Source organism: Nakamurella sp. UYEF19 (assembly GCF_040546275.1).
Taxonomy (GTDB): domain Bacteria; phylum Actinomycetota; class Actinomycetes; order Mycobacteriales; family Nakamurellaceae; genus Nakamurella.
On sequence record NZ_JBEPNO010000006.1, the window covers coordinates 97,284 to 122,655 of the forward strand.

Below are 25,372 nucleotides of genomic sequence, written 5' to 3' on the forward strand. Positions count from 1 at the left end.
GTATGCGCCGGGCAGAACTGTATGCGCGCAAGGGGCGGGCGGGGACGGGTCAGTGAGGGTTCGGCATGGTGGTGGTGGACGACCGGCTGCTGTCGTAGATGTCCGGCTCGATGTAGAGGACGCGGGCGATCGGGACCGCCGTCCGCACGCGCGCCTCGAGCGCATTGATCGCCTCGGCCACCTGGCCGGCCGAATCGGTGGCTGCGACGGCCACCTTCATCCCGACCATCAGTTCGTCCGGGCCGAGGTAGAGCGTCTTCATGTGGATGATCTTCTCGATGTCTTGACCGGCCAGGGCCGCCTCGGCAATGTCAGCCAGATCCTGTTCCGAGGCACCCTCCCCGATCAGCAGGCTCTTCACCTCGATCCCGAGCACGATCGCGACGAGCACCAGCAGCACACCGATGGCGACGGTCCCGACGCCGTCCCACACACCTTCACCCGTGATGACGGCGATACCGACCCCGAGCAGGGCCAGCCCCAGACCGAACAGCGCTGCGATGTCCTCCAGCAGCACCACCGGCAACTCGGGTGACTTGGCGCGCCGGACGAACTGCAGGATCGAGATCCCCTTGCGCTGTTCTGCCGACTCGTGCAGCGCGGTGCGCAGCGAGTAGCTCTCCAGACCGATCGAGATGAGCAGGATGGTGATCGGGATCCAGGCCCGCTCGACCGGCTCGGGGTGCTGCAGCTTGTGCACGCCCTCGTAGATCGCGAACACCCCGCCGACGCTGAACAGGATGATCGAGACCATGAACGCGTAGACATAACGCTCCCGCCCGAACCCGAACGGATGCTCTGCCGTGGCCGCCCGTTTGGCGCGCTTGCCGCCGATCAGCAGCAGCACCTGGTTGCCGGAGTCGGCGAGCGAGTGGACCGCCTCGGCCAGCATCGATGACGCCCCGGAGATCAGGAACCCGACGAACTTCGCCGCCGCTATCCCCAGATTCGCCGACAGTGCCGCCACGATCGCCTTGTTGCTTCCGCCCGTGCTCATGTTGAATCCTGGCTCTTCGCGCAAGCGCTCATCGCTCGCTGCGCTCCGCTCCTCGCTCGTCCCTCGCTGCGATGCTCACCACGCGTCCGATCACCCATGTCGACATGTTCGCACGCAGGGTCCGGTCATCAACGCCCCAAGGCCACTGCAGCTGTCCAACGACGGGTCAGAAACGACGGGGACGCGCCGTGCTACGACCCGGTCATGACATCCCGGCGTTACAGGGCGACAATCCTGTGTCATGACCCCGTCACACGTCGAACCTACGGTTCGGCCCATGGCCGATCTGTTCCAGGACTACCCGTTCGGGCGAGCGTGGGATGAGATGTTCTCCGGACCGGGCGTCATCCGGCCTGCCTATGAATCAGTACACGCCGCTCTCCAGACTCTCAGCGCAGCGGATCTGAAGGCCAGGGCCGACATCATGGGCCGGACCTTCCTCGATCAGGGGATCACCTTCGCCCTCGGCGGCGTCGAGCGTCCCTTCCCGCTCGACCTGATCCCACGCATCGTCACCGCCCAGGAGTGGAAGGTCGTCCAGACCGGTGTGCCGCAGCGGGTTCGCGCCCTCGAGGCGTTCCTCGCGGACTGCTACGGACCAGGACGGATCTTCCAGGACGGGGTTGTCCCCCGCAGACTGGTCACCACTTCCCCGCACTTCCACCGCCAGGTCGCGGGGATGGACGGACAGGACGGCGCGCGCATCGTCATCTCCGGTGTCGATCTGATCCGCGACGAGCACGGCGCCTTCCGGGTGTTGGAGGACAACGTCCGGGTGCCGTCCGGGGTCTCGTACGTGCTGGAGAACCGTCAGGCGGTCTCCCAGGTGCTTTCCGAAGCGGGTGGTGATCAGCAGATCCGCTCGGTCGCCGAGTACCCCGGGCGACTGCTCGCCGCGCTGCGGGCGGTGGCCCCGGCGAACATCAGCGACCCGACCGTCGTCGTGCTCACCCCCGGCGTCTACAACTCCGCCTACTTCGAGCACACCCTGCTGGCCCGGGAGATGGGTGTCGAACTCGTTGAGGGCCGCGACCTGATCTGCCGGAACAACCGGGTCTTCGTCCGCACCACTGCCGGCGAGATGCCGGTGCACGTGATCTATCGGAGACTCGACGACGAATTCCTCGACCCGATGCAGTTCCGGCTCGACTCGATGCTCGGCTCTCCCGGCCTGATCAACGCGGCCAGGGCCAACAACCTGACCATCGCCAACGCGGTGGGCAACGGTATCGCCGACGACAAGCTCGTCTACACCTACGTGCCGGACATCATCCGGTACTACCTCAACGAGGAACCGATCCTGCTCAACGTCGACACCTACCGGATGGAGGACCGCGAACACCTCGAGTACGCCCTCGAGCACCTGGCCGAGCTCGTCATCAAGCCGGTCGACGGGTCGGGAGGCAAGGGCATCGTCATCGGATCGCAGGCCGACGCGTCGACCCTCTCCAGGGCCCGGCAGGCCATCCTGGAGAACCCGCGTGGCTGGATCGCGCAGCGGGAGATCGCCCTCTCGACGGTGCCGACGCTGATCGGCGACAAGATGCGCCCGCGCCACGTCGATCTGCGTCCGTTCGCCGTCAACGATGGCAACTCGGTGTGGGTGCTGCCCGGTGGGCTGACCCGCGTCGCGCTGCCCGAAGGCGAACTCGTCGTCAACTCCTCGCAGGGCGGTGGATCCAAGGACACCTGGGTGCTGGCTGCTCCCGACGAACCGATCTCCGCACCGATCGAGCTGCAGGCCCAGGCCCCTGGTCAGGCAATACTGCCCACGACCGAGGAGGATGACGTGGACCCGGACGGTCAGGAGCAGGGCCAGGGGTTCATCCCGTGGCAGGAATCGCCTGCCCAGAGCACCGGTGCCTTCTTCTTCGATCCGCCCGTCTCCCCTGACGACGGTGGTGAGGGCCTTCGCCACCAACAGGGCCAGCAGCAGCAGGAGCATGCGACATGTTGAGCCGGATCGCGGAGTCGCTGTACTGGCTGGGCCGGCACGTCGAACGCGCCGACTGCACCGCCCGGATCCTGGACACCTACCTGCACCTGCTGCCGACCGGGTCGTGGGCGACCGATCATCAGGTGATCCGGTCGCTGGTCGACTCGATGGGCCTGTCCGGGGACGACGAGGTCGAGGGAGCGGACTCGGGCAAGCTGATCCGCACCCTGGTCTTCGACACCGAGCGCGCCTCCTCCGTCTCCGGCGCCCTCATCGCGGCCAGGGACAACGCGCGTGGTGTGCGCGACGCGCTCCCGCTCGACGTCTGGGAATGCCTGAACGTCACCTGGCACGGGCTGCGCAGCCGCGCAGCGACCGGCGGCGGCCCGCACACCTACCTGCGGTGGGTCTCCGAGCGGTGCGCCATCGCCGCCGGGCTGACCGACCAGGTGATGAGCCACGACGAGGGCTGGCACTTCCTGGCCGTCGGTCGGGCGCTGGAACGTGCTGACATGACGATCCGGCTGATCGCCGCCGCCGACTCGCAGACCGGTTCGGTGCCGCCGTGGCGGGCGCTGGTCAGTGCCTGCGGCGGCTGGGAACCGTACGTGCGGGAACACGGTGGATCGATCGGTCAGCGCACGGCGATCGAATTCGCCCTGCTGGACCGCAAGTTCCCGCGGTCCGTCCTGCGCTGCCTGACGGCTGCCGAGGCCTCGCTCGCGGAGTTGGAGGCGGCCGGGTCGATGCAGCAGCGCGACCCGCGGCGTGATCCGTCCTCGGCCCGCCGGATCGTCGGCCGCACGAGGACCGGACTCGACTACCGGACCGGCACCGAGCTGTCCTCCGATCTGCCGAACCTGCTGTCCAACCTGCAACGCACGGTGGCCAGCGCCCATGTCGCGGTCAGCAACTCGTTCTTCCGGCGTGGCGACGAGGTCACCTGGGCCAACATCGGATCCGAAGGGGTGTTGGCATGATGTCCACCGGAGCAGGCGACATCGCCGGCAGCGCGGGCAGCAACAACCAGGCGATGTACGGGTCGGACATCTGGCGCCTGTTGATCGTGCACCGCACCGAGCTCACCTACCCCGACACCGTCACCACCTCGTACAACGAGTTCCGGATGCAACCGTCGGACGAGCCCGGTCAGGCGGTGCTGTCCTCGCGCATGGAGATCGATCCGTTCGAGGGGGTGACCAGCTACTTCGACTACTTCGGCACCCGCGTCGCCTCGTTCGACGTGCACCGGCCGCACCGCCACCTGACCGTCACGGCGACGTCCACCGTCGAGACCTTCGCGCCTGGTGCGTTCGGTCCGGGCGGCTACGGCAACGGGGCCGCCGAGGTGGCGACGATGAGCTGGGAGGAGCTGGCCGCGTCCGGGGTCGACGACCGCTTCGAGGAGTTCCTGACCCCCACCCCGCTCACCGGGCTGAACGACGAGCTGACCGGTATCTCGGAGCAGATCCGCGCCGAGGCCGAGAATCCGTCCGCGGCCGGACGGGCCATCTGCTCGATGCTGAAGAAGTCACTGAGGTACGAGCAGGGCGCGACCGGCGTCCACACCTCCGCCGAGGAGGCCTGGTCGGAGAAACGTGGTGTCTGCCAGGACTTCTCCCATCTGGCCATCGGTCTGATGCGGGCCATGGACGTCCCGACGAGGTACGTGTCCGGGTACCTCCACCCCGATTCGAAAGCAGAGATCGGCAAGACGGTCGTCGGGCAGTCGCACGCCTGGGTGGAGTGGTGGGACGGGGCCTGGGTGCCGTTCGACCCGACCAACGCCGCCGCCCCGGGCCAGTCGCACGTCGTCATCGGCCGCGGCCGCGACTACCGGGACGTGCCGCCGGTCAAAGGTGTGTACGCAGGCCCGGAGGCCACCGGCAACGAGGTCACCGTGAAGGTCACCCGACTGCGGTAGTCCTCGGCCAGTAACCTCTTGGGCAAGAACTCTGCGCGCCGGGGCCGTTCGGGCAAGGACCCAGACACTCCGGAACATCGCGCATGACGTCAAGGAGGACGCGATGCCCACCATGCCCGCCATGCCCACGGCCGAGAAACAGTCGGCTTCGTTCGGTCACCTGTTCCGCGACCGGGTCGCCTCGACGCCCGACGCCGAGGCGTTCCGCCGCAAGGCCGGTGCGGGCTGGGAGTCGACGACCTGGGCGCAGACGAAGTCGCACGTCTACGAGGTCGCAGCGGGCCTGATCGCGCTGGGGGTCGAGTCCGAGCAGCGGGTGGCGATCGCCTCCGGCACCCGGCTCGAGTGGATCCTGGCCGACCTGGCCATCACCTGCGCCGGCGCCGCGACCACTACCGTCTATCCCTCGACCGCGGCCGAGGAGGTCGAGTACATCCTCGCCGACTCCGGGTCGGTGGTGGTGTTCGCCGAGGATGCGTCGCAGGCGGCCAAGGTGCTGGGCGCCGACCTGCCCGGCCTGGTGGCGGTCGTGCTGATCGAGGGCTCACCCGCTGCCGGCTCGGGTGGTGCCGGCGACTCCGGCAGTTCTGCCGGCCCTGAAGGTTCTGCGGGTGGGTCTGCGGGCGCCGCGGTGATCAGCTGGGACGAACTTGCCACGCGCGGCCGGGCCTTGCTGGCGACGGAGCCGAAGGCGGTCGACGACCGCATCGACGCGCTCGGACCGGAGAGCCTGGCCACCCTGATCTACACCTCCGGCACCACCGGCCGGCCGAAGGGCGTCCGGCTGGTCCACGAGAACTGGACGTACGAGGGCCTGGCCGTCACCGAGCTGGGCATCCTGCGCGCCGATGACGTGCAGTACCTGTGGCTCCCGCTGTCCCACGTGTTCGGCAAGATGCTGATCGCGATCCAGCTGCAGATCGGCTTCGCCAGCGCGGTCGACGGCGACCTGACGAAGATCGTCGAGAACCTCGGCGTCGTCCAGCCCACTTTCATGGCGGGGGCCCCGCGCATCTTCGAGAAGGTCCGCGCCAAGGTCACTCTCACCAGCGAGGGCGCCGGCGGTCTCAAATCGAAGATCTTCAACTGGGCGTTCTCCGTCGGGCTCGCCGCCTCCCGCAGGCGGCAGTTGAAGCAGCCGTTGACCCGGCTGCACGGGATCCAACTCGCCATCGCGGACAAACTGGTGTTCCACAAGATCCGGGCCGTCATGGGCGGTCGGATCCGGTTCTTCGTCTCCGGCTCGGCGGCCCTGTCCCGCGATGTGTCCGAGTGGTTCGACGCCGCCGGGCTGACGGTGCTCGAGGGTTACGGCATGACCGAGACGAGTGCTGCGACGTTCGTCAACCTGCCGCGCGACGCACGGATCGGGACCGTCGGTCCGCCGCTGCCCGGCACCGAGGTCATCATCGCCTCCGACGGCGAGATCCTCGTCAGAGGGCCGGGTGTGATGCGCGGTTACCACAACCTGCCCGGCGCCACCGAGGAGGTGCTGACCGTCGACGGCTGGCTGCACACCGGCGACATCGGTGAGCTGGCAGACGGTTTCCTCAAGATCACTGACCGCAAGAAGGATCTGATCAAGACCTCGGGCGGCAAATACGTTGCGCCGCAGAAGATCGAGGGCATCTTCAAGGCGGTCTGCCCGTACGTGTCGCAGATCATCGTGCACGGCGAGAGCCGCAAGTTCATCTCGGCGATGATCACCCTCGATCCGGAGGCGATCGTCGAATGGGCTGCGGCGAACGGTCTCGGCGGGAAGTCACCGGAGGACCTCACCGGAGACCCGGCGGTGCGCGACATGATCAGCGGCTACATCGACGAGCTGAACTCCAAGCTGGAGCGCTGGGAGACGATCAAGCGATTCGTCATCCTCGCCCGCGACCTCACCATCGAGGACGGCGAGCTCACCCCCTCCATGAAGGTGCGCCGCAAGGTCGTCGAGAAGCAGCACATGGACCAGCTCGACAAGCTCTACGTCGACTGAGGTTCTGCCGCCCCCCGCCCCCCGCCCCGCCCCGCCCCGCCCCGCCCCCGCGCTTATCAACTTCCTCGGCGCTCATGATCGGGTCGATTCGCGTCACTCCAGTCACAAAACGGCCATCTTCCGCAGCGCCGACGAAGTTGATAAGCGCGAGCCAGACCCGCGCCAGTCAGACCCGCGCGAGCCAGACCCGCGCGAGCCAGACACACGCCAGCCAGACCCGCGCGAGTCAGGCGGTGTAGTCGTAGAAGCCGCGGCCGGACTTGCGGCCGAGGAGGCCGGCCTCGACCATGCGTGACAGCAGGGCCGGCGGGGCGTAGTGCGGCTCGCCGTACTCGGCATACATCGACTCGGCGGCGGACTTCGCGGTATCCAGCCCGACCAGGTCCAACAGGCGCAGCGGGCCCATCGGATGCGCGCAACCCAGCACCATGCCGTTGTCGATGTCCTCGGCGGAGGCATGCCCGGCCTCGAACATCCGCACCGCGGAGAGCAGGTACGGGATCAGCAGCGCGTTCACCACGAACCCGGCCCGGTCCTTCGCCCTGACGACGGTCTTGCCCAGTGCCGTCGTGGCGAAGTCGACGACGCTGTCGACGGTCTCGGCGCTGGTGAGCAGGGATGGGATGATCTCGACCAGCTTCTGCACGGTCGCCGGGTTGAAGAAGTGCACGCCGACCACCTTGTCCGGCCGGCCCGTGGCGACGGCCAGCTTGGAGATCGGGATGGAGGAGGTGTTGGAGGCCAGAATCGCAGCGGGGTCGGTGACGATGCGGTCCAGATCGCCGAACACCGCGAGCTTGAGCTTCTCGTTCTCGGTCGCCGCCTCGATCACCAGCTGACGGTCGGCCAACGCGTCGAGCCCCACCACCACCGCGATCCGGGATGACGCTTCCCCGGACTCCTCCGCCGTGACCTTGCCGGACTTGACCGCTCGCGCCAGCGAGGTCTGGATCCGCTGCTCGGACGACGCGGCGAAATCCTCGCGCATCTCCGAGACGATCACATCCAGACCACTGCGGGCGCAGACCTCGGCGATCCCCGATCCCATCAACCCACCCCCGACCACACCGATCCTGGTGATGCGGTTCTCGCCCATGCGCCCTGTCCTCACCTCGTCGTCGTGACTTTGCTCTCCACCGGACGATACGACCCCACCGGGATCACGACGGAAGCGGGCGTGACCCATTCGTCACCGTCGTCACCCGAACGATGGGGACGGACCAGCGCTTCACACCCGGCACACTGTATGGAGCACCAACATCGAATCCGAGGACCCCCTGTGACTACAGCCACCCTGGCGCCCGCCACCGAGCGCGCGAGTGTGCGACCCATCAGGGTGATCATCACCGTTGTGCTGTGCCTGGCCGTGGTGGTCCTCCTCGTCTGGCAGCGTCAGCGACTGGCCGGTCTGCCGGATCTGCTCGCCGATGCCAACTGGGGCTGGATCGCGGTCGGGATCGTCGCCCAGGTCGCCTCCATCGGCGCCCTGGCCCGGGAGCAGCGGCTGCTGATCAGCGTCCGCGGCGGCCGTCGGCCCCTGCCATCGGTGATCGCGACCACCTGGGCGGGCAACGCCATCTCGGTCTCCCTCCCGCTGGTGGGCTCGGCCGCTGCCGCAGTCTTCGTCTACAAACGGTTCACTTCGATCGGCGTCGACCGGACGGTCGCAGCCTGGGCCCTGGCCATCTCCGGCGTCTACTCGACGGTCAGCTTCGCCGCCATCGCGGCTGTCGGCGCCATCATCAGCGGCTCGCCGGGGCTTGCGATCACCGGGGTCATCGCGGTGCTCGCCGGGGTGCTGCCGGCCTGCCTGATCCTCATCGGGCTGCGCCGACCACGGGTCCACCACGCCGCCATCACCGCCATCGCCTACGTACTCCGCCTGTCCCAGCGGCTCTTCCGCCGCCCGAAGGGCAACGCCGACCAGATGAGCTCCTCGACGCTCGACCAGCTGACGACGTTGCGCCTGAGCAAGTCGCACACCGTCATCGTGAGCTTCGAGGCCGTCATCAACTGGATCTTCGATCTGACCTGCCTGGCCTGCGCCATCATGGCGGTCCACGGCACGGTGCCCTGGCACGGCCTGATCCTGGCCTGGGCGGCCGGCAGTAGCGTCTCCTCTCTCGGCCTCACCCCCGGCGGCCTCGGGGTGGTCGAGATCGCCCTTGGCACTGCGTTGATCGGCGTCGGACTCCCCGCCGGCGCCGCCATCGCCGCCGCCCTGCTCTACCGCGCGGTCAAGCTCGGACTGGTATTCGCGATCGGCGGCATCACCCTGCTCGTCATCCGATGGACCACCGCCCGGGAGGTCATCGCGCCGGGCGCTCCGCTCCTTGCCGATTGACCGTCGAGTCGCCCTGGCTGACCTTGTCGCGGCAGAGGAGATGCGCGATCAGAGCGGTCCAGCCGGTCTGGTGTGACGCCCCGAGCCCCTCACCGGTGTCACCGTCGAAGTACTCGCTGAAGGTGATGTGATTGGCCCACAGGGGGTCGGGCGACGACTCGATCCGCCGGCCGTCGCTGGGCCTGCGGCCATCCGCTCCACGGCGGAACAGATCGGCCAGCCGGCCGTCGATCAGATCCGCCGCCCGGTCCAGGGGCATTTGTGGGCCGTCGGGGGACGGTACTGCCGTGGTGAACGAGTCGCCGAGGTAGCCGGCGTACTTGCGCAACGCGTCGGCGAGCAGCACGTTCACCGGGAACCACACCGGGCCCCGCCAGTTCGAATTGCCGCCGAACAGCCCGCTCCGTGATTCCCCCGGTTCGTAGTCGATGGTCATCTCACGGCCGTCGATGACGGCCGTGTACGGCGTGCGGTAGGACGCTGACATGGCCCGGATGCCGTAGGGGGACAGGAACTCCGACTCGTCGAAGATCCTCGCGGCCAACCGGGCGAAGGCGTCGTCGCCGACGAGCGACAGGATCATCGCCTCGCCGGAGGCGTTGGCGCTCAACAGACCCTGCGCCAGATCCGGACGACGGCGGCGGAGCCACGCCAGCCGGGCGGTGAAGTCGGGCAGCTTGGACCAGACGTCCGGCGAGACGGTCGCGACCGCGAGCAGGGGCAGCAGCCCGACCATCGAGCGCACCCGCAGACGCTGGTGACTCCCGTCGGGATGCACGAGGACGTCGTAGTAGAAGCCATCCACCTCGTCCCAGAGCGAGATGTCGTGCGAGCCGAACTGTCTCGTCGCCTTGGCGATCGAGAGGAAGTGCTCGAGGAACTTGGTGGCGATGTCGTCCCAGGCCGGAACCACCATCGCCAGCTCGAGCGAGATCTGCAGCATGTTCAGGCAGAAGACCGCCATCCAACTGGTGGCGTCGGATTCCTCCAGCCGATATCCCGGTCCCAGCTTGGCCGAACGGTCGAAGAACCCGATGTTGTCCATTCCCAGGAAGCCGCCCTCGAACAGGTTCGAGCCGTCGGCGTCCTTGTTGTTGACCCACCACGCGAAATTCAACAGCAGCTTCGTGCAGGTCCGGATCAGGAAATCCCGGTCGGTGCCGCCGTCGACCAGGTAGACCTGCCAGGCCGCCCACGCATGGACCGGTGGGTTGACGTCGGAGAACGCCCACTCGTAGGCCGGGAGCTGTCCGTTGGGATGCATGGCCCATTCCCGGCACAACAGCAGCAATTGATCCTTGGCGAAGGCAGGATCGACGTGCGCCAGCGCGACGCACTGGAATGCCAGGTCCCAGGACGCGAACCACGGATATTCCCAGTCGTCCGGCATGCTGATCACGTCGGCCAGCGAGAGGTGCTCCCAGGTCACGTTCCGGCCGTCCGGCCCCTGCCGTGACGCCGGTGGCACCGGCTCGTCGGGATCCCCGACGAGCCAGCGGTGCACGTCGTACCGGTAGAGCTGCTTGCCCCACAGGAGTCCGGCGAAGGCGCGGCGGGCGATGTTCGCGTCCTCGTCCGAGAGATGCTGCGGCAGCACGGATCCGTAGAACTCGTCGGACTCGTCGCGGCGATCGGCGAACACCGCGTCGAACCCGGACCCGAAGGTGTCCGCATCCGGCTCGCCCGTCGACATCCGCAGGCGGACGGTGACCGAGGATCCCGACGCGACCGCGTCGAAGTGGTACCAGAAGGCCGCTTTCGTGCCATGGCCGCTGGGGTCGACCGCTCCCAGATCACCGTGCACCACCCGATTGTTGATCCCGTCCTTGGTGAACGGGGCCGCGTTCGCCGATGCACCGAACAGGGCGACGTCGTTGGTCTCGTTCTGGCAGAACAGCAGCTGCGGGGTACCTTCGGCCACCACGACGTACCGGCCGAGAAACCCGTGGACGCATTCGATCGCCCTCGACCGTCCGCCGAACATCGCGGAGTCGAGCTGCCGGATGAAAGGCGTCCGGCCGTCGGTCCCCCAGATCCAGGTGTTGCGGAACCACACCTGCGGCAGCAGGTCCAGCGGCGCGGCGTCCGGTCCGTGATTGGTGGCGGTGATGACGGCGCAGACGTCGTCCGGACCGGCCTTGGCGTATTCCACCTTGATGTCGAAGAAGCGGTTGTCGGTGAGGATCTCGGTGTCGGCCAGTTCGAACTCACGGTCGTCGCGGTTGCGTGCGGCATTTTCGGCCCGCAGCCGGGCGTAGGGGAATTCGGCCTGCGGATAGCGGTACAACCAGCTCATGTAGGAATGGGTGGGCGTCCCGTCGAGGGCCCAGAAGTATTCCTTGACGTCCTCGCCGTGATTTCCCTCGGCATTGGTCAGGCCGAACAGCCGTTCCTTGAGAAACGGATCCTGCCCGTTCCACAGCGCCACCCCCAGATTGAGGAAGCCGAAGCGATCGCAGATCGCGCCGAGGCCGTCCTCGCCCCAGCGATAGGCGCGGGAAACGGCCTGCTCGAACGGGAAGTAGGCCCAGGCGTCACCGTCGGCCGAGTAGTCCTCCCGGACGGTCCCCCACTGACGGCCGGATACGTAGGGGCCCCAGAGCCGCCAGGGCCCGCCCGCAGACGGGGACTCGGCGAGCCGTGCGTGTTCGGCGCTGCGGTGCGGGGTGGACTCGGCGGATCTGGCGTGTCGCCCGGCTGTGCTCACCCCGCAAGCCTGGCACGACACCCACCGGACGGTCAGACCGGCCGGGCGTCGTTCACAGATCGCCCACAACCGACCTGATTACCGTCGATCCGAGCAGCAAGCGAATGTGCCACCCGACCACGACCCCTCACCGACTCCGGAGCCGCATGTCGAGCAACACCACCGCGCGGCCATCGGCCGGGACGGCCAGCGCCGGGCCGACCACTGCCGGGCCGACCACTGCCGGGCCGACCACTGCCGGGCCGACCACTGCCGGGCCGACCACTGCCGGGCCGACCACTGCCGGACCGACCACTGCCGGACCGACCACTGCCGGACCGACCACTGCCGGACCGACCACTGCCGGACCGACCACTGCCGGACCGACCGCTGCCGGACCGACCACTGCCGGGCCGGGCAGCGCCGGGCCGGACACCCACCTGACGGCGCAGCGTCGGGGCGCCGTGTCGGCCCTGACCTTCGGTCGGACGTACGGCACCGTGGGGATCGTCGGCATCGCCGCGACGCTGGTGATCTTCGCCGGACTGCACCTTCTCCCGCCCACCAGCGACATCTCGCCGATCCGGCGCACCATCAGCGAGTACGCCTTGACCAGCTCGGCGTGGGCGTTCAACCTGGCGGTGCTGTGCCTCGCCGTCGCCTCGGTTGCGGTCCTGATCGCCGCCGTTCGGCGCGGCCGGGTCGGGCTCGTCTCCGGTGGCACCATCGCCGGCGCACTGTGGATTGCCGGTCTGCTCACCCTGATCGGGTTCCCGAAGCACAACTGGGCGCAGGGCGGCCCGAGTACCAGCGGCTCGATCCACCGGGTGGCCAGCCTGATCGCCTTCGTCGCGCTGCCCATCGCCGTGATGCTGATCGCGCGACGACGTGGAGCCAGCACGCAGCCGGCCTCGGCGCGCTGGGCGCACTGGCTGGGAGTGCTCTCACTGCTGTGGTTCTCGCCGCTGCTGTTCGCCATCATCAGCGCTCCGATGACGGGACGCCCGTGGTGGCAGGCGATCGCACTCGGCCTGGTGGAACGCGGCCTCGCTCTCACCGAGGTGCTGGCGTTGCTGGCCGCCGCCTTCCTGGTCCGGAGTCGCAGCGACATCCACCGCGAGAACCGCGAGAACCGCCTGGCCGGCGCCGAAGTCAACGCCTGACGGGCTCAGTCCGGCACGGCTCCACCGCGGGCAAGGACCTCCGCGATCTCCTGGATCTCGCGCGGCCCGACCCGGCAGCACCCGCCGATCAGGGCCGCCCCCGCGGCCTGCCAGCTCTTGACATCCTCGGGCCGGAAACTCGGGCTTCCGGTCCAACCACGGGCCGCGCCGTCCCAGATCTCGCCGCTGTTGGGGTAGACCACCACGGGTTTGCCCGAGGCCGCCGAGGCGATCGCGGTCAACTCCACGACCTGGGGGGCCGGCGAGCAGTTCACCCCGACCGCGATGATCTCCGGGATCGAGCCGGCCAACTCGAAAGCCGCTCCGAGAGATTCGCCGGCCCGGGTGCGGCCGTCCAGAGCGGTCAGCGACAGCCATGCGGTCACGCCCGATCCGTCGAGAAGCTCGACCAGGGCTTCGATCTCGGCCAGACACGGGATGGTCTCGATGGCCAGGACGTCGGCGCCGGAGTCCATCAGGATGTCCAGTCGGGGCCGGTGCCAGTCCCGCAGCTGCGCCACCGTCAGGCCGTAGTCACCCCGGTACTCCGATCCGTCGGCCAGCATCGCCCCGTACGGCCCGACCGAGGCTGCGACGAAGCGCGGCACGCCGTCGTCGAACGAGTCCCGGGCGGTGAGGGCGCAGCGGACCGCGGTCCGCAGGACGCGCTCTGACTCCGCCCGGTCAAGGCCGAGCGCAGCGAACCCCTCGAACGACGCCTGGTAGGACGCCGTGATCGCGACCCGCGCACCGGCTGCGTAGTACTCCCGGTGTGCCGCAACGATTTCCACCGGATCGTCGATCAACAGCCGCGCGGACCAGATGGCAGATCCGAGGTCGTGCCCGCGCGCCTCCAGCAGGGTGGCCAGCCCACCGTCCAGGACCACCGGGCCCCTCGCCATGGCTAGTTGAAGCGTCGTCATACCGTGCTCGCCCGGCCTATCAGGAAAGGTGCCGGCGCAGCAGCGTCAGGTCCGCCTCCGACAACCGGCCGCCGGCACCGCCGGCCTGGTGCCAGTACGGATAGAGCAGCGGTGGCCGGCTGACCTCCTCCAGCAAGGTGATCTCCTCCGGGGTCAACACCAGATCCGCGGCGCGCAGATTGGCGAGGAGCTGCTCGTCGGTCCGCGCTCCGATCACCAGCGACGTGACACCGGGCCGACCCAGGGTCCAGGCCAGTGCGACCTCGGCCGCCGACACACGGCGGTCCGCAGCAATACCGATCAGCTTCTCGATGACGTCGTAGAGCAGCTCCTCATCACGCACCGGCGGCTCGCCCCAGGCCGCGAGATCCCTGCTACCGCTGGGTGGTTCCTGACCCCGGCGGTACTTGCCGGACAGCAGACCACCCGCCAGCGGGCTCCACACCAGCACACCGATCCCGGTGTCGACCGCCGCCGGGATCAGTTCGTACTCGGCTTCGCGCGCCTGGAGCGTGTAGTGGATCTGCTGACTCACCACGGTCGGCAGATGGTCCCGCTGGCTGATGCCCACGGTCTTCATCAACTGCCAACCGGAGAAGTTGGACACCCCGATGTATCTGACCTTGCCGGAGGCCACGAGGTGGTCGAGGGCGGAGAGCGTCTCCTCCAGTGGAGTCCGCCCGTCCCACTCGTGCAGCTGGTAGAGGTCGAGGTAGTCGGTCCCCAGCCGGCGCAGGCTCGCCTCGCAACCGGCGATCACATGGTGCCGCGACAGGCCCTCGTCGTTCGGTCCGCTACCCATCCCGAACCGCACCTTGGTGGTCAGCAGGGCAGCCTGACGACGACCGGCCATCACCTTGCCGACGATCTCCTCGCTCAGACCCGACGAGTAGACGTCGGCGGTGTCGATCAGGTTGACGCCGGCGTCAAGGGCGATGTCCACCTGGCGTCGAGCCGTTTCCAGGTCGGTGTTACCCACGGCGGCGAACCCGCCCGTTCCACCGAAGGTCATGGTGCCAAGCGTGAGGACGGAAACCTTGAGGCCGCTGCGGCCGAGGTAGCGATATTCCATGCCCAGAATCTAGCCCGGGTCGGCACCGGCCGTTGCGGTCAGCACCGGCTGTTGCGCTGATCAAGTTGAACGATATGGGGCCGAAGTGACGCGAATCGACCCGATCATCAGCGCCGGCGAAGTTGATAAGCGCGACAGGGGGGTCGGGGGGGTCGGGGGATCGGGGGATCGGGGGGTCAGGGGGGCGGGACGTCGGCGGGGTCGGCGTTCATGGTGTTGCCGAACCGGTCGCGGATCGCGCAGACCAGATGTTCACCCCGCTCGACCCTGGCGCCGGACAGGATCACGCTGCGGTCCAGGATCCCGAGCACCTCCGCGTCCGGCGCCACCACGGACGACGCACCTGACGCCGCGAGGTTGGCGATCAGGAACTCGGCCGGAGTGCCGCAGTCGTAGGACGTCCCGGTCAGCTCGACGAATTCCAGCTCACCGCGCTCGTGGGCCGCGGCCCAGACCGAGGAGTACAGCCCGGACGGCGAATACTCCAGGGCCGCAGCGATGGGCGCCGGAACGGTGCTGACCCCCATGTACCGGAACCGACCGAAATCGGCCGGACGGCCCATGTCCTTGACCAGGAGCCGCGGACGGGTGCCGTCCCACCCGTCGAGGAAGTGCTCGATCGGATCCGACAGCCACAGGTCGGCATTGTTCACCAGCACCGGACGCCCGGCGATCCAGTCCCGCAGATGACGCAGCGCCCCGGCCGTCCCGAGGAGCTCGTCCCGCTCCAGCGAGACGTGCACCGAGGGATCGAAAGCCCCGGCTGCCACAACGATCTGATCGGCAAGATGGTGGGCGTTGACGGCCACCTCGCCGACGACCGCCGAAACCCGCCGCAGCGCCAGATCGAGCAGCCGCTGGTTGTCGACGGTGAGGAGCGGCTTCGGCACGCGGTCGGTGAGCGGGCTCATCCTGGACCCGCGACCGGCGGCAAGCACCACTCCGACGATGTCTGCCGCGCTCATCGCGGGATGCTGCCGGCGACCGCAGCGACGATCTCCTTCGCCTGTGGCATCAGCTCCGGATCACGGGTTCCCGCCACCGGACACCCCCCACCGGGTTCGAGCTGGTCGACCAGCTCGTCGAAGAAGGGAGAAGGCTAGCACGACAGGCCCTTTCACCCCATGGCGGCCGCGCCCCGGACGAACGTCGATGCACCAGCACCGGAGCCACGAGGACGATCGCCGAGAACCCGCCACGTACGGCGTCTCCAGGGCCCAGCCCGCGGAGGCGCTCCTCAGTTGGCGTCGCTCCGCACCATCCGCACCAGCGCGAATCCGCCCAGCACCACCACGTACCCGACGAGCAGTGCGAGCGCGGGCCAGTAGTTCAGGTACTCGGCGCTGTGCGTCACCGACGTCAGCGACGTGCCGGCACTCGAAGGCAGGTACGGCCTGATGTTGTCCTGCACGCTGGTGGAGAACAGACCCAGGATCCCGGGGAGCAGGAAGAACGCCGCGACCGCCACCGCAATACCGGATGCCGTGCTGCGCAACAGGAACCCCAACGCGACGCCGAGGACGGCGGTGCCCGTCAGGAAGACCGCTGCGCCGATGACGGCCGGCAGCACGCCGGTGTCGGCGAGGGTGACGCCCTTGCTGCCAAGGATGCCCTGGCCGGCGAAGAAGGCGATGAACACCGCAACCAGCTGGACGACGAAGGTGGTCGCCCCCAACACGACGAACTTCGCAAGCAGCACCGGCCAGCGGCGGGGAACGGCGGCGAGTGTCGAGCGGATCGAGCCGGTCGAGTACTCGGAGGTCACGTACATGACGCCGACGATCGCGACGATCAGCTGGGCGAGTTGGACGCCGGCCAGCGAGATCCCGGTCGGGTCCGTGCCGAAGCCCTGACCTCGACCGCCACCGGCCCCACCGGCCGGGGTGATGCTGCCCGACTGCACGGCGGCGGCCAGCACCCCGATGCCGACCACCACGGCGGCCGAGGCCAGCAGGGTGATGACGGTCGACCGAACCGAGCGCAGCTTGATCCACTCCGATTTGAGCACCCGCGGGAAGGTGACCGCAAGATTCGGGTCAGACTGACGAACGGACGCCGGGGCGACCGGAGCCGTGGTGGTGTCGACGGTCATGCTGCCTGCTCCTCTGACTGGGGGTGCTTGATGTGTGAGGCAACTTCGCCAGCCGAATGCCCGTGGTACTCGACCGAATCGCCGGTGAGCTCCATGAATGCGTCCTCGAGCGAGGCCCGCACCGGGGTCAGCTCGTGCAGCGGAATCCCCGCTGCCGCAGCACGTTCACCGATCTCGCGGGGAGTGAAACCGATGACCTCGAGCGAACCGTCACCGTCCTCGGTGATCGACACGCCGTCGCCCAGCAGCAAAGTGCGGAGGTCAGCCTGCCGATCGGTGCGTACCAGGACACTGTTGCGGGCCGACTGGGCGGTGAAGTCGGCGAGCGAGACGTCCGCGATCAGCTTCCCACGGCCGACGATGATGAGATGCTCTGCTGTCACGGCCATCTCATTCATCAGGTGGGAGGAGACGAATACCGTCCGACCCTCGGCCGCGAGATCCTGGAGTAGGTAACGGATCCAGCGGACGCCTTCCGGATCGAGCCCGTTGACGGGCTCGTCCAGCATCACCACGGCCGGGTCGCCGAGCAGTGCGCCGGCGATCCCGAGCCGCTGGCCCATCCCGAGGGAGAAGGCGCCCGCCCGCTTGCGAGCCACCTCGGTGAGGCCGACCAGTTCCAACACGTCGTCGACCCGCTTGGCCGAGACACCGGTAGTGGCAGCAAGTCCGAGCAGATGGTCGCGGGCACTTCGCCCCGGGTGCACCCCCTTGGCCTCCAGCAGCGCACCGACCTCGTGCATCGGTGCCCGGTGTTCGGCCAGCGACCTGCCGTTGACCAGGGCGTGACCGGTGGTCGGCCGGTCCAGCCCCATGATCATGCGCATGGTGGTGGATTTGCCCGCACCGTTCGGGCCGAGAAAGCCGGTGACGATGCCGGGCCGAACGGTGAATTCGAGGGCGTCGACGGCGAGGGTGTCGCCGTAGCGCTTGGACAGGTTCACGACTTCAATCATGGACATGAGTCAACCCGTCAGGCCGGTTCGTGTCGTCCTCCTGACGTGGACACCTCGAGGTACTGCACCTGCAGTACCACCCTGGTCGACGCTCAGGGGTGACCCCGAGGACGGCAGCCGTCCCGACCGGGAACGACCGCCAACCCCGATCGGTGGAGCCGCCATCCCGACCGGGACCGGCAGACCACCCAGCCGCTGGAGCGCCGTCAGCCGGGCGTCACCAGACCCGAACGGTAGGCCAGCACGACGAGCGCGGCACGATCGCGGACACCGAGTTTGAGCATGGCCCGGTTGACGTGTGTCTTCGCCGTGAGTGGCGAAAGCACGAGCCGAACTGCGATCTCGTCGTTGGACAGCCCGTCCGCGACGAGTGCGACGACCTCGCGCTCGCGCACGGTCAGCACCGACAAGCGTTCCGGATCGCTGTCCGGGCGGTCCGGGCTGGCCAGGAACCGGCTGATCAGGCTCCGGGTGGCCGCCGGCGAGAGCAACGACTCGCCGCGGGCGATCATCCTGATTCCGTCGAGCAACTCCGTCGGAGCCACCCCCTTGCCGAGGAATCCACTCGCGCCGGCCCTGAGCGCAGCTGCAACATGCTCGTCGAGCTCGAAGGTGGTGAGAATGAGAATCCTTGTGCTGGAACAGTTCTGATCCGAGCAGATGATCTCGGTCGCGGTAATGCCGTCCATCCCGGGCATTCGGATGTCCATCACCACGACATCGGGGTGCAGGCGGGCAACCAGCTCGACGGCCTGCTCGCCGCTCTCACCCTCCCCCACCACCTGCATCTGCGGGTCGCTGGAGATGATCGCCCGGAAGCCACCCCTGATCAGGGCCTGGTCGTCGACGATCACCACGCTGATCATCGACTCGCTCCCTGACATCACGACGTCACCGGTGGTGTCGTCGTCTGCGGCGTCGGCGTCTGCGGGACGGCCACCGGCGCAGGCTCCACCGGCGCTGCGAGGTCCGGCAACCGTGAGATCACCGGCGCTGGCAATACAGCGAACACCCGGTACCCACCGCCGGCGACCGGACCGGTCTCGAGGAAACCGCCCACGGCCGCGCTGCGCTCGCGCATGCCGGCAAGTCCGAAGCCGTCGACGCCCGGGGGCGCCGGACGGGGAGCGTCCGGCGCGGTGTTCACGATCTCCAACACGAGTGACCCGTCCCGGTAATCGAGCCCGATCCGTACGCGACTGCCGGCCGCGTGCTTCTGCACATTCGTCAACGCCTCCTGCACCAGTCGGTACGCAGCCTGGTCGACGGCGGGCGGAAGCGGTCTCGGGCGTCCTGCCGTGGTCCACCGAACATCCAATCCCCCGGCGCGCAACGGTTCGATCAGACCCACCAGCCGGGCCAGGCTCGGCGCCGGCTCCGTCGATTCGCCGTCGGACTGATGCCGCAGCACCCCCAGCACCGTCCCGAGTTCATCGAGGACCTGGCCGGCTGCGGCGCGCGCGTGACCGAGCGCGGTCTGGGCGGCGGGTGGATCGGACAGCAGGAGGTGTTGGGCGACGCCGGTCTGCACGTTGACCACGGCCATGTGGTGGGCGAGCGAATCGTGCAGATCGCGGGCGATCCGGAGGCGTTCCTCGGCGACCCGGCGAGCCGCCTCCGTCTCCCGCGTGCGTTCGGCCCGATCGGCCCGTTCGACGAGCGCAGCCAGGTACGCCCGCCGGTCGCGGATCGCAGTTCCGGCGGCCGCCGCCAAGAGCAGCAGGATCAACGGATTCACGTTTTCGGCCCGCAGGCCGCCGAAGCCCTCCGCCACCACGGCCCTCACCAGCAGAGCCAGGCAAAGAGCCCCGCAGGAGACGAGCGCAACGGACGTCGGCCTGCTCACCCCCACGGTCCAGGCCGCCACCACCAGCGCACCCCCGGTGGCGCCGCCGGTCACTCCCAGCACCAGTGCAACCAGGGTGAGCACGCCGACGGCCGCGAAGACGATCATCGGTGAGCGCCGCCGGAAGGCGACCAGGGCCGTGCAGATCAACGCGAAGACCAGGTCGATGACGGTCAGGTGGTGGGCGATCGGCCCGTAGACCGCGGCGGACAGGGTGAAACCGGCTGCGCCGAGTCCCAGGAAGGCATCCGCCGGCAGCTGGTGCCGACGGCTCCAGGCGATCAGCGCTCCGCGATTCACCCCGGTCACGCTAGTGCCAGCAGGCTTCGCCACACCGGCGGCCCGCTGGCGGGCGTCAGAGCGTGAGCGGCCTTACCCCCGTCCGGCCCTGTCATGGACCCTGCACGCGGCGTAATGTCTTATTTGTTCAGACGGTGAACGTGGACTTTTGGTACCTCTGCATCCGTCATCGATGTCCATGGGCGCCCCTGCTCACGGACGGACTACTCGCATGGCACCGGGAATTCTCGGTAGTGGCAGCTTCTTGGCTGAGGCGGCCTCTCCGGTAGTGCAGAGGCCCCGCGTTCGTCGTCTTCGTCGTGGTCAGATGGAGGATTAGCGATGTCACAGTCGGCCATCGTGCTCGGCACCGACCTGCCGAGCAACGACCTGATCGGTGAGCAGACCGTCCGGCAGTCGGCGACCAGCCGGGGCCTGCGCCTCGAGAAGTCACGCCGTCTTCACGACACGTGCTTCGGTCCGACGCTCTACTGGCTGTTCGACGAGGCCAGTTGCCGACTGATCTCGTCCAAGAGTGGCTGGACCCTGGATCACGTCTCGGAGTACCTCTCCGCCTGACGCGGTGATCCTGGCGGCGGTCTTGAACCCGGATCGGGTCGGATTTCGCGCGACCTCGCCAAGTCCGCGTCATTTCGGACAGACTGGTGAGATGAACCGGACCGAGGAACGCTTCGCGTCCGTTTCAGTGCTGCGATTGTTGCTCCTCACCGGCGTGGTGGCCGGAATTTTGGCCATGCACGTCCTCGGCGGCCACGAGTCGATGAACGGCAGCTCGCCGATGGCCATGGCAACGCCGGTTGCCGCGCCGTTCACCGCATCCGACCACACCCACTCGACGTCCGCCGGTGCGGTCATGCCCTCGATGTCGTCCAGGCCTGTCCCATCCGCGCGGTCGGTCGACGTGGAGCCGGTGAGCGTGACCTCGATGCGGGCAAGCCCGGTCGACATGACCCACATGACCACCTGCTGCCTCCTCTACCTGACCGCGGTCGGCCTCGTACTGCTGGCCGCCCTGGCCGTCGCTCGGCTCCGGGACACCATCCTCGGCCTCTCCGAGCGGTCCATGATGACCTGCCCCGTGCGCGGCCCGCCCGGCCTCGGGCCTCCGCGAATCTCTCTGTGCGTGTTGCGGGTGTAGCAGGAACTCGTCCGACGTGGCCCACCGGGCCTCTGACGGACCTGCCCTGCCTCCCCGACCCCAACACCCCACCAGAATCACGGAGATCGTCATGAACATCAGGAAATTCACTCGCGCCGGAACGGCTGCTGCCGTTGCCGCCGCACTGTTCGGGCTAGCCGCGTGCGGCACCGCTTCGACGCCGGCGGCTGCACCGAGCACTGCCTCTTCGAGCACTGCCTCTTCGGGCACCTCCGCACCAAGCTCTGCCTCCTCGGCCGCTGCTGCCTCCGCCCCTTCGACGACCGGCGCAATGCCCATGCCACCGGCACCGGCCGGCCCTTTCAAGCCGGCCGATGTCACCTTCGCGCAGCAGATGATCGTGCACCACCGTGGCGCGATCACCATGTCGGACCTGGCTTCCACGCGGGCTTCCAGCGCCGAGGTCAAGACGCTGGCCGCTCAGATCAAGGCCGCACAGGACCCGGAGATCAAGGAGATGTCGGCCTGGCTGGCGGTCTGGGCACCCAGCACCGACATGAACGGGATGCCCAATTCGTCTTCGGCGACAGCCACCGGCGGCGCAATGGCCGGCATGGGTGGGGGCGCCACCGGATCAGCCATGCCGGGAATGATGACGGATGCGCAGATGGGCCAGTTGGCCGCCGCCTCGGGAGCTGACTTCGACAAGCTGTTCCTCCAGCTGATGATCGTGCACCACCAGGGAGCACTGACCATGGCGGAGACCGAGAAGGCGCAGGGCAAGAACCCGGCGGCGCTGGCCCTGGCCGCCTCGATCATCACGAGTCAATCGGCTCAGATCACCACCATGCAGGGCCTGCTCGCGAAGAAGTAGCCATCGGCCCTCCGCGCACCAGAAACTGAGCGGCGCACCAGAAACTGATCGGCGCACCAGGACCGGGTCGGCGGGCAACCGTCGACCCGGTTCGCCGGGAGTGTTCGGCCGTGGTTGGTGCGCTTGGGCCAACGGATGAGAACTCTTGCGGCGTCCTGCGGATCGGCCCCGAGTGCCGTGGCGGCCAGCTCCACCCGAGGACGGATCTGATCGATGCTCAGACCCTGCGCGTCCTCATGCCTGGCTGGTTGCGGACCAGTGGCGATCCCGACCGATCGTCGGGCTCACCGATGTCGTTCAGCAGCGCGCCGCCTACGGCGGTGATCTCGCCACCTCTGCGCTGGTCTGGAACACCAACGGCAGGTATCGATATCGCAATGGCACCCACGACGAGATCGTCGATCCTGCCGACACCGCCGGCCGACGAATTGTCGGAACTGGCTGAGAGCGAGCGAGATTTCAGGCGTTGAGAGTCCGACATGGAATCGGGCCTGGACACCAGCACCGCCGCCTACCAGCAGGAGGATCACCTCATGCAGTGCCAGGCTGCGATCGCGGCCGCCGAGACCTGGCTGACCCGGCGGCCGGCCGGCTTTACCGAAGAAAAGGCCGAGATCGACGTCGGTGGCGCGGATGTCACGGTGGCGACCACGGTGCGGACCGCCGGCCGGCGGGTGCTGGATTCCGGTTCGACGACGAACACCGCATCGTCGACCGCTTCGAGGGAACCGGGACGGGCTGCCGGCAGCCCGTCCCCCGCCTACCAGCACAGCCGACGAGTCGGGGCCTGAAGCGAAGGTTGCCGGTCGCGGACCACCGAGGTCACGCCCTGGGAAGCTCCACCTGGACTGCGGTCCGGCCCGGGCGACTGGAGATCGATACCGAACCCCCGTGGGCGGTCACCACGCCGGTGACGATCGCCAAGCCGAGACCTGAACTACCGCTTGCCCGATCAGGATGACCGGCACCCCTGACGAACCGCTCGGCGATGTGCGGGAGTAGATCCGGCGGGACGCCGGGGCCGTCGTCGACGACCGCGACCCGGATCATCTCGCTGTCGGCCGACGAGCCCCCGGCCGGCAACACCCCGTCCGGCAACACCCCGTCCGGCAACACCCCGTCCGGCAACACCCCGTCCGGTGATACCACGGAGAGAGACACGGTGACCGTGGTGCCCGGTGGCGTGTGCAGTCGGGTGTTGGCCAGCAGATTGGCCATCACCTGGTGCAGGCGTTGCTCGTCCCCGATGACGACCAGCGGTTCGGCCGGCAGCTCCAGGATCCAGTGATGGTCGGCGGCGGCGACCCGCGAGTCGGCCACCGCGTCCAGCGCGACCCGGGTCAGGTCGACCTGCTCACGCTCGAGCGGGAGGCCGGAGTCCAGTCGGGCGAGCAGCAACAGATCGTCGACCAGTCGGCTCATCCGCCGGGTACCGGACTCCATGCTGCGCAGCGAGTCCCGAGCAGCTGACGAGAACGCGTCCGCCTCCAGCGCGATGAGTTCGGCGTGGCTACGAACCACGGCCAGCGGCGTACGCAGTTCGTGGCTGGCGTCCGCGACGAACTGGCGGAGCCGATTTTCACTGGCCTGCCGCTCGGTGAGCGCGACCTCGATCCGCGTCAGCATGTGATTGACGGCCGAGGCCACCCGACCGACCTCGGTGTGGTCGTCGGCGCCGGGAACCCGGTCCGGGAGGTTCACCTCACCGCTGGCCAGTGGCAACTCGGAAACGCGTAGTGCAGTGGCTGCAACGCGTTCCAGTGGCCGGAGCGCTCGCCGGACGGCGATCCGACCGAGCAGGCCGATCACGACGGCGACCGACAGGAACACGATGATCTCGGTCCACAGCAGGACATCCATGGTCTCCTGCAGACTCTCCAGCGGCAGTCCGGTGACCAGCACGTCGCCATCGGCGCCGGTGGTGACCTGAACTCGGTAGTCACCCAACCCGTCCACCGATACGGCCCGTGCGCCCCCGTCCTGACCAGCGGCCGCGACGACTGCCTCCAACTCGGCTCGACCATCAGCCGAGACGACCAATGGATGGGTGGAGTCGGAGACCACGCCGATGTTGGTGATGTGCCCCTGCAACAGGCGTGCGCCGAGCGTGCCGATCGCCTGCCCCACCGTCGTCGTCTCGGGTTTGTTGTCGGCATCGTGATCGTTGTGTTCCAACGACACCGCATAACGGGACCCGGCCAACGTGATCTGCTGGTCCAATCGCGAGATCAGGAACGAGTGGATGGCCACGTCTGTCGCGAGACCGACTGCGGCGCAGGCGACCAGCACCGCGGTGGACACCAAGATCGTCAGCCGGGTCCGCAGGGTCCGGCCGGCCAGCAGCGGCCGCCTCACTGCTCGGCCGGCTTCAACACGTACCCGAAACCCCGCACGGTGTTGATCATCGGCGACCGTCCCAGATCCACCTTCTTGCGCAGGTAGCTGATGTAGAGCTCGACGACGTGCGAGTTGCCACCGAAGTCGTACTCCCAGACGTGATCGAGGATCTGCTCCTTCGAGAGCACCCGGCGCGGATTGCGCATCAGGAATCTCAGGAGCTCGAACTCCGTACCGGTCAGCTCCAGCGGGTCGCCGCCGCGCCGCACCTCCCTGGCGTCCTCGTCCAGTTCGAGGTCGCCGACCCGGAGACGGTGCACACTCTGGGCGCTCGCCAATCCGGCTCGCCGCAGCAGACCCCGTGAACGCGCCAGGACCTCCAGGATGCTGAACGGTTTGGTGACGTAGTCGTCCGCACCGGCGGAGATGCCGGCGACCCGATCGGAGACCCCCTCCCGGGCCGTCAGGAACAGGACGCAGACCTGCTCGGACAGGGCGCGGAGCCGCTGGAGCACCGCATACCCGTCCTCATCGGGGAGGGTGATGTCCAGGACCACCAGATCAGGCGGGAACTCGATGGCCGAGATCAGCGCCGATCGGCCGTCCATCCGGCCGCGCGCCTGCCAACCGTCGTAGGTGAAGGCCGTGACCAGCGCACTGGTGATGTCCGATTCGTCATCCACCACCAGGACCCGGGGTGGTGACCCGTCCGGCCGGAGGAACTCCGGGCCGCCGCGACCGACGCCGTCATTCACGTGTGGCCCTGGCTCTTCGCGCAAGCGGTCATCGCTCCTTCAGTCCGGTTCTCGTACCTCGGCGGCTCTTCGCGCTGGCGC

The 25,372-nt window shown here is 68.3% G+C and carries 22 protein-coding genes; 10 read left to right on the forward strand and 12 right to left on the reverse strand.

Annotation, left to right across the window (positions count from 1 at the left end):
* Positions 1-49: 49 nt before the first annotated feature.
* On the reverse strand, positions 50-997 hold the full coding sequence (locus tag ABIB25_RS11285; RefSeq protein WP_354528542.1) for a cation diffusion facilitator family transporter: 948 nt from the start codon (positions 995-997) through the stop codon (positions 50-52).
* Positions 998-1,274: 277 nt separating this feature from the next.
* Here ABIB25_RS11285 and ABIB25_RS11290 point away from each other — a divergent pair, with 277 nt between their 5' ends.
* The 4 genes from ABIB25_RS11290 (at position 1,275) to ABIB25_RS11305 (ending at position 6,844) form a co-directional block, all read left to right on the forward strand.
* Positions 1,275-2,954: a circularly permuted type 2 ATP-grasp protein gene (locus tag ABIB25_RS11290; RefSeq protein WP_354528543.1), complete on the forward strand. Its 1,680-nt coding sequence runs from the start codon at positions 1,275-1,277 to the stop codon at positions 2,952-2,954.
* Positions 2,948-3,913, forward strand: a complete 966-nt coding sequence (locus ABIB25_RS11295) for an alpha-E domain-containing protein (RefSeq protein WP_354528544.1) — start codon at positions 2,948-2,950, stop codon at positions 3,911-3,913. The genes ABIB25_RS11290 and ABIB25_RS11295 overlap by 7 nt, the downstream gene beginning before the upstream one ends.
* Positions 3,913-4,857, forward strand: coding sequence for a transglutaminase family protein (locus tag ABIB25_RS11300; protein WP_354528545.1), 945 nt, complete (start codon positions 3,913-3,915; stop codon positions 4,855-4,857). Before ABIB25_RS11295 ends, ABIB25_RS11300 begins: the two co-directional genes overlap by 1 nt.
* 103 nt (positions 4,858-4,960) lie before the next feature.
* Entirely contained in the window at positions 4,961-6,844 is a 1,884-nt protein-coding gene (locus ABIB25_RS11305; RefSeq protein ID WP_354528546.1) for an AMP-dependent synthetase/ligase, read from the forward strand.
* Positions 6,845-7,070: 226 nt separating this feature from the next.
* Here ABIB25_RS11305 and ABIB25_RS11310 read toward each other — a convergent pair whose 3' ends face one another.
* Positions 7,071-7,940, reverse strand: a complete 870-nt coding sequence (locus tag ABIB25_RS11310) for a 3-hydroxybutyryl-CoA dehydrogenase (protein ID WP_354528547.1) — start codon at positions 7,938-7,940, stop codon at positions 7,071-7,073.
* A 183-nt stretch (positions 7,941-8,123) separates the two neighbouring features.
* Between ABIB25_RS11310 and ABIB25_RS11315 the strand changes: the two genes are divergently transcribed.
* The gene (locus ABIB25_RS11315; protein WP_354528548.1) at positions 8,124-9,188 is read left to right on the forward strand and encodes a lysylphosphatidylglycerol synthase transmembrane domain-containing protein; all 1,065 of its coding nucleotides are present in this window, start codon (positions 8,124-8,126) and stop codon (positions 9,186-9,188) included.
* Here the strand turns inward: ABIB25_RS11315 and ABIB25_RS11320 are convergent.
* Positions 9,154-11,895, reverse strand: coding sequence for an MGH1-like glycoside hydrolase domain-containing protein (locus tag ABIB25_RS11320; protein ID WP_354528549.1), 2,742 nt, complete (start codon positions 11,893-11,895; stop codon positions 9,154-9,156). The genes ABIB25_RS11315 and ABIB25_RS11320 overlap by 35 nt on opposite strands.
* Before the next feature lie 146 nt (positions 11,896-12,041).
* Between ABIB25_RS11320 and ABIB25_RS11325 the strand changes: the two genes are divergently transcribed.
* Positions 12,042-13,037: a DUF998 domain-containing protein gene (locus ABIB25_RS11325; RefSeq protein WP_354528550.1), complete on the forward strand. Its 996-nt coding sequence runs from the start codon at positions 12,042-12,044 to the stop codon at positions 13,035-13,037.
* A 5-nt stretch (positions 13,038-13,042) separates the two neighbouring features.
* On the opposite strand, the gene mmuM is transcribed toward ABIB25_RS11325, so the two are convergent.
* From mmuM to ABIB25_RS11360, 7 genes are all read right to left on the reverse strand, one after another.
* Positions 13,043-13,960 carry a homocysteine S-methyltransferase gene (mmuM, locus tag ABIB25_RS11330; RefSeq protein WP_354528551.1) on the reverse strand — a complete coding sequence of 306 codons (918 nt, stop codon included), beginning with the start codon at positions 13,958-13,960 and terminating at the stop codon, positions 13,043-13,045.
* 19 nt (positions 13,961-13,979) lie between these two features.
* Positions 13,980-15,032, reverse strand: a complete 1,053-nt coding sequence (locus tag ABIB25_RS11335) for an aldo/keto reductase (protein WP_354528552.1) — start codon at positions 15,030-15,032, stop codon at positions 13,980-13,982.
* A 176-nt stretch (positions 15,033-15,208) separates the two neighbouring features.
* A complete protein-coding gene (locus ABIB25_RS11340) occupies positions 15,209-15,997 on the reverse strand; it encodes an NTP transferase domain-containing protein (RefSeq protein WP_354528553.1) in 789 nt (262 codons plus the stop codon).
* Positions 15,998-16,269: 272 nt separating this feature from the next.
* Positions 16,270-17,124, reverse strand: coding sequence for an ABC transporter permease (locus tag ABIB25_RS11345; RefSeq protein WP_354528554.1), 855 nt, complete (start codon positions 17,122-17,124; stop codon positions 16,270-16,272).
* Complete coding sequence (locus ABIB25_RS11350; RefSeq protein WP_354528555.1) at positions 17,121-18,080, reverse strand: ABC transporter ATP-binding protein; 960 nt, start codon at positions 18,078-18,080, stop codon at positions 17,121-17,123. Before ABIB25_RS11350 ends, ABIB25_RS11345 begins: the two co-directional genes overlap by 4 nt.
* 206 nt (positions 18,081-18,286) lie before the next feature.
* The gene (locus tag ABIB25_RS11355; RefSeq protein WP_354528556.1) at positions 18,287-18,946 is read right to left on the reverse strand and encodes a response regulator; all 660 of its coding nucleotides are present in this window, start codon (positions 18,944-18,946) and stop codon (positions 18,287-18,289) included.
* A 17-nt stretch (positions 18,947-18,963) separates the two neighbouring features.
* A complete protein-coding gene (locus ABIB25_RS11360) occupies positions 18,964-20,226 on the reverse strand; it encodes a sensor histidine kinase (RefSeq protein ID WP_354528557.1) in 1,263 nt (420 codons plus the stop codon).
* A 321-nt stretch (positions 20,227-20,547) separates the two neighbouring features.
* Between ABIB25_RS11360 and ABIB25_RS11365 the strand changes: the two genes are divergently transcribed.
* The 4 genes from ABIB25_RS11365 (at position 20,548) to ABIB25_RS11380 (ending at position 22,990) form a co-directional block, all read left to right on the forward strand.
* The gene (locus ABIB25_RS11365; protein ID WP_354528558.1) at positions 20,548-20,784 is read left to right on the forward strand and encodes a hypothetical protein; all 237 of its coding nucleotides are present in this window, start codon (positions 20,548-20,550) and stop codon (positions 20,782-20,784) included.
* Between the two features lie 91 nt (positions 20,785-20,875).
* A complete protein-coding gene (locus tag ABIB25_RS11370; RefSeq protein WP_354528559.1) occupies positions 20,876-21,364 on the forward strand; it encodes a hypothetical protein in 489 nt (162 codons plus the stop codon).
* Between the two features lie 91 nt (positions 21,365-21,455).
* On the forward strand, positions 21,456-22,199 hold the full coding sequence (locus ABIB25_RS11375) for a DUF305 domain-containing protein (protein WP_354528560.1): 744 nt from the start codon (positions 21,456-21,458) through the stop codon (positions 22,197-22,199).
* Positions 22,200-22,678: 479 nt separating this feature from the next.
* Positions 22,679-22,990 (forward strand): hypothetical protein, encoded by a 312-nt coding sequence (locus tag ABIB25_RS11380; protein ID WP_354528561.1) that lies wholly within the window; start codon positions 22,679-22,681, stop codon positions 22,988-22,990.
* 31 nt (positions 22,991-23,021) lie between these two features.
* On the opposite strand, the gene ABIB25_RS11385 is transcribed toward ABIB25_RS11380, so the two are convergent.
* Together ABIB25_RS11385 and ABIB25_RS11390 are read right to left on the reverse strand one after the other, a co-directional pair.
* A complete protein-coding gene (locus ABIB25_RS11385) occupies positions 23,022-24,554 on the reverse strand; it encodes a sensor histidine kinase (RefSeq protein WP_354528562.1) in 1,533 nt (510 codons plus the stop codon).
* Complete coding sequence (locus ABIB25_RS11390; RefSeq protein WP_354528563.1) at positions 24,551-25,291, reverse strand: response regulator transcription factor; 741 nt, start codon at positions 25,289-25,291, stop codon at positions 24,551-24,553. Before ABIB25_RS11390 ends, ABIB25_RS11385 begins: the two co-directional genes overlap by 4 nt.
* Between the last annotated feature and the right edge of the window lie 81 nt (positions 25,292-25,372).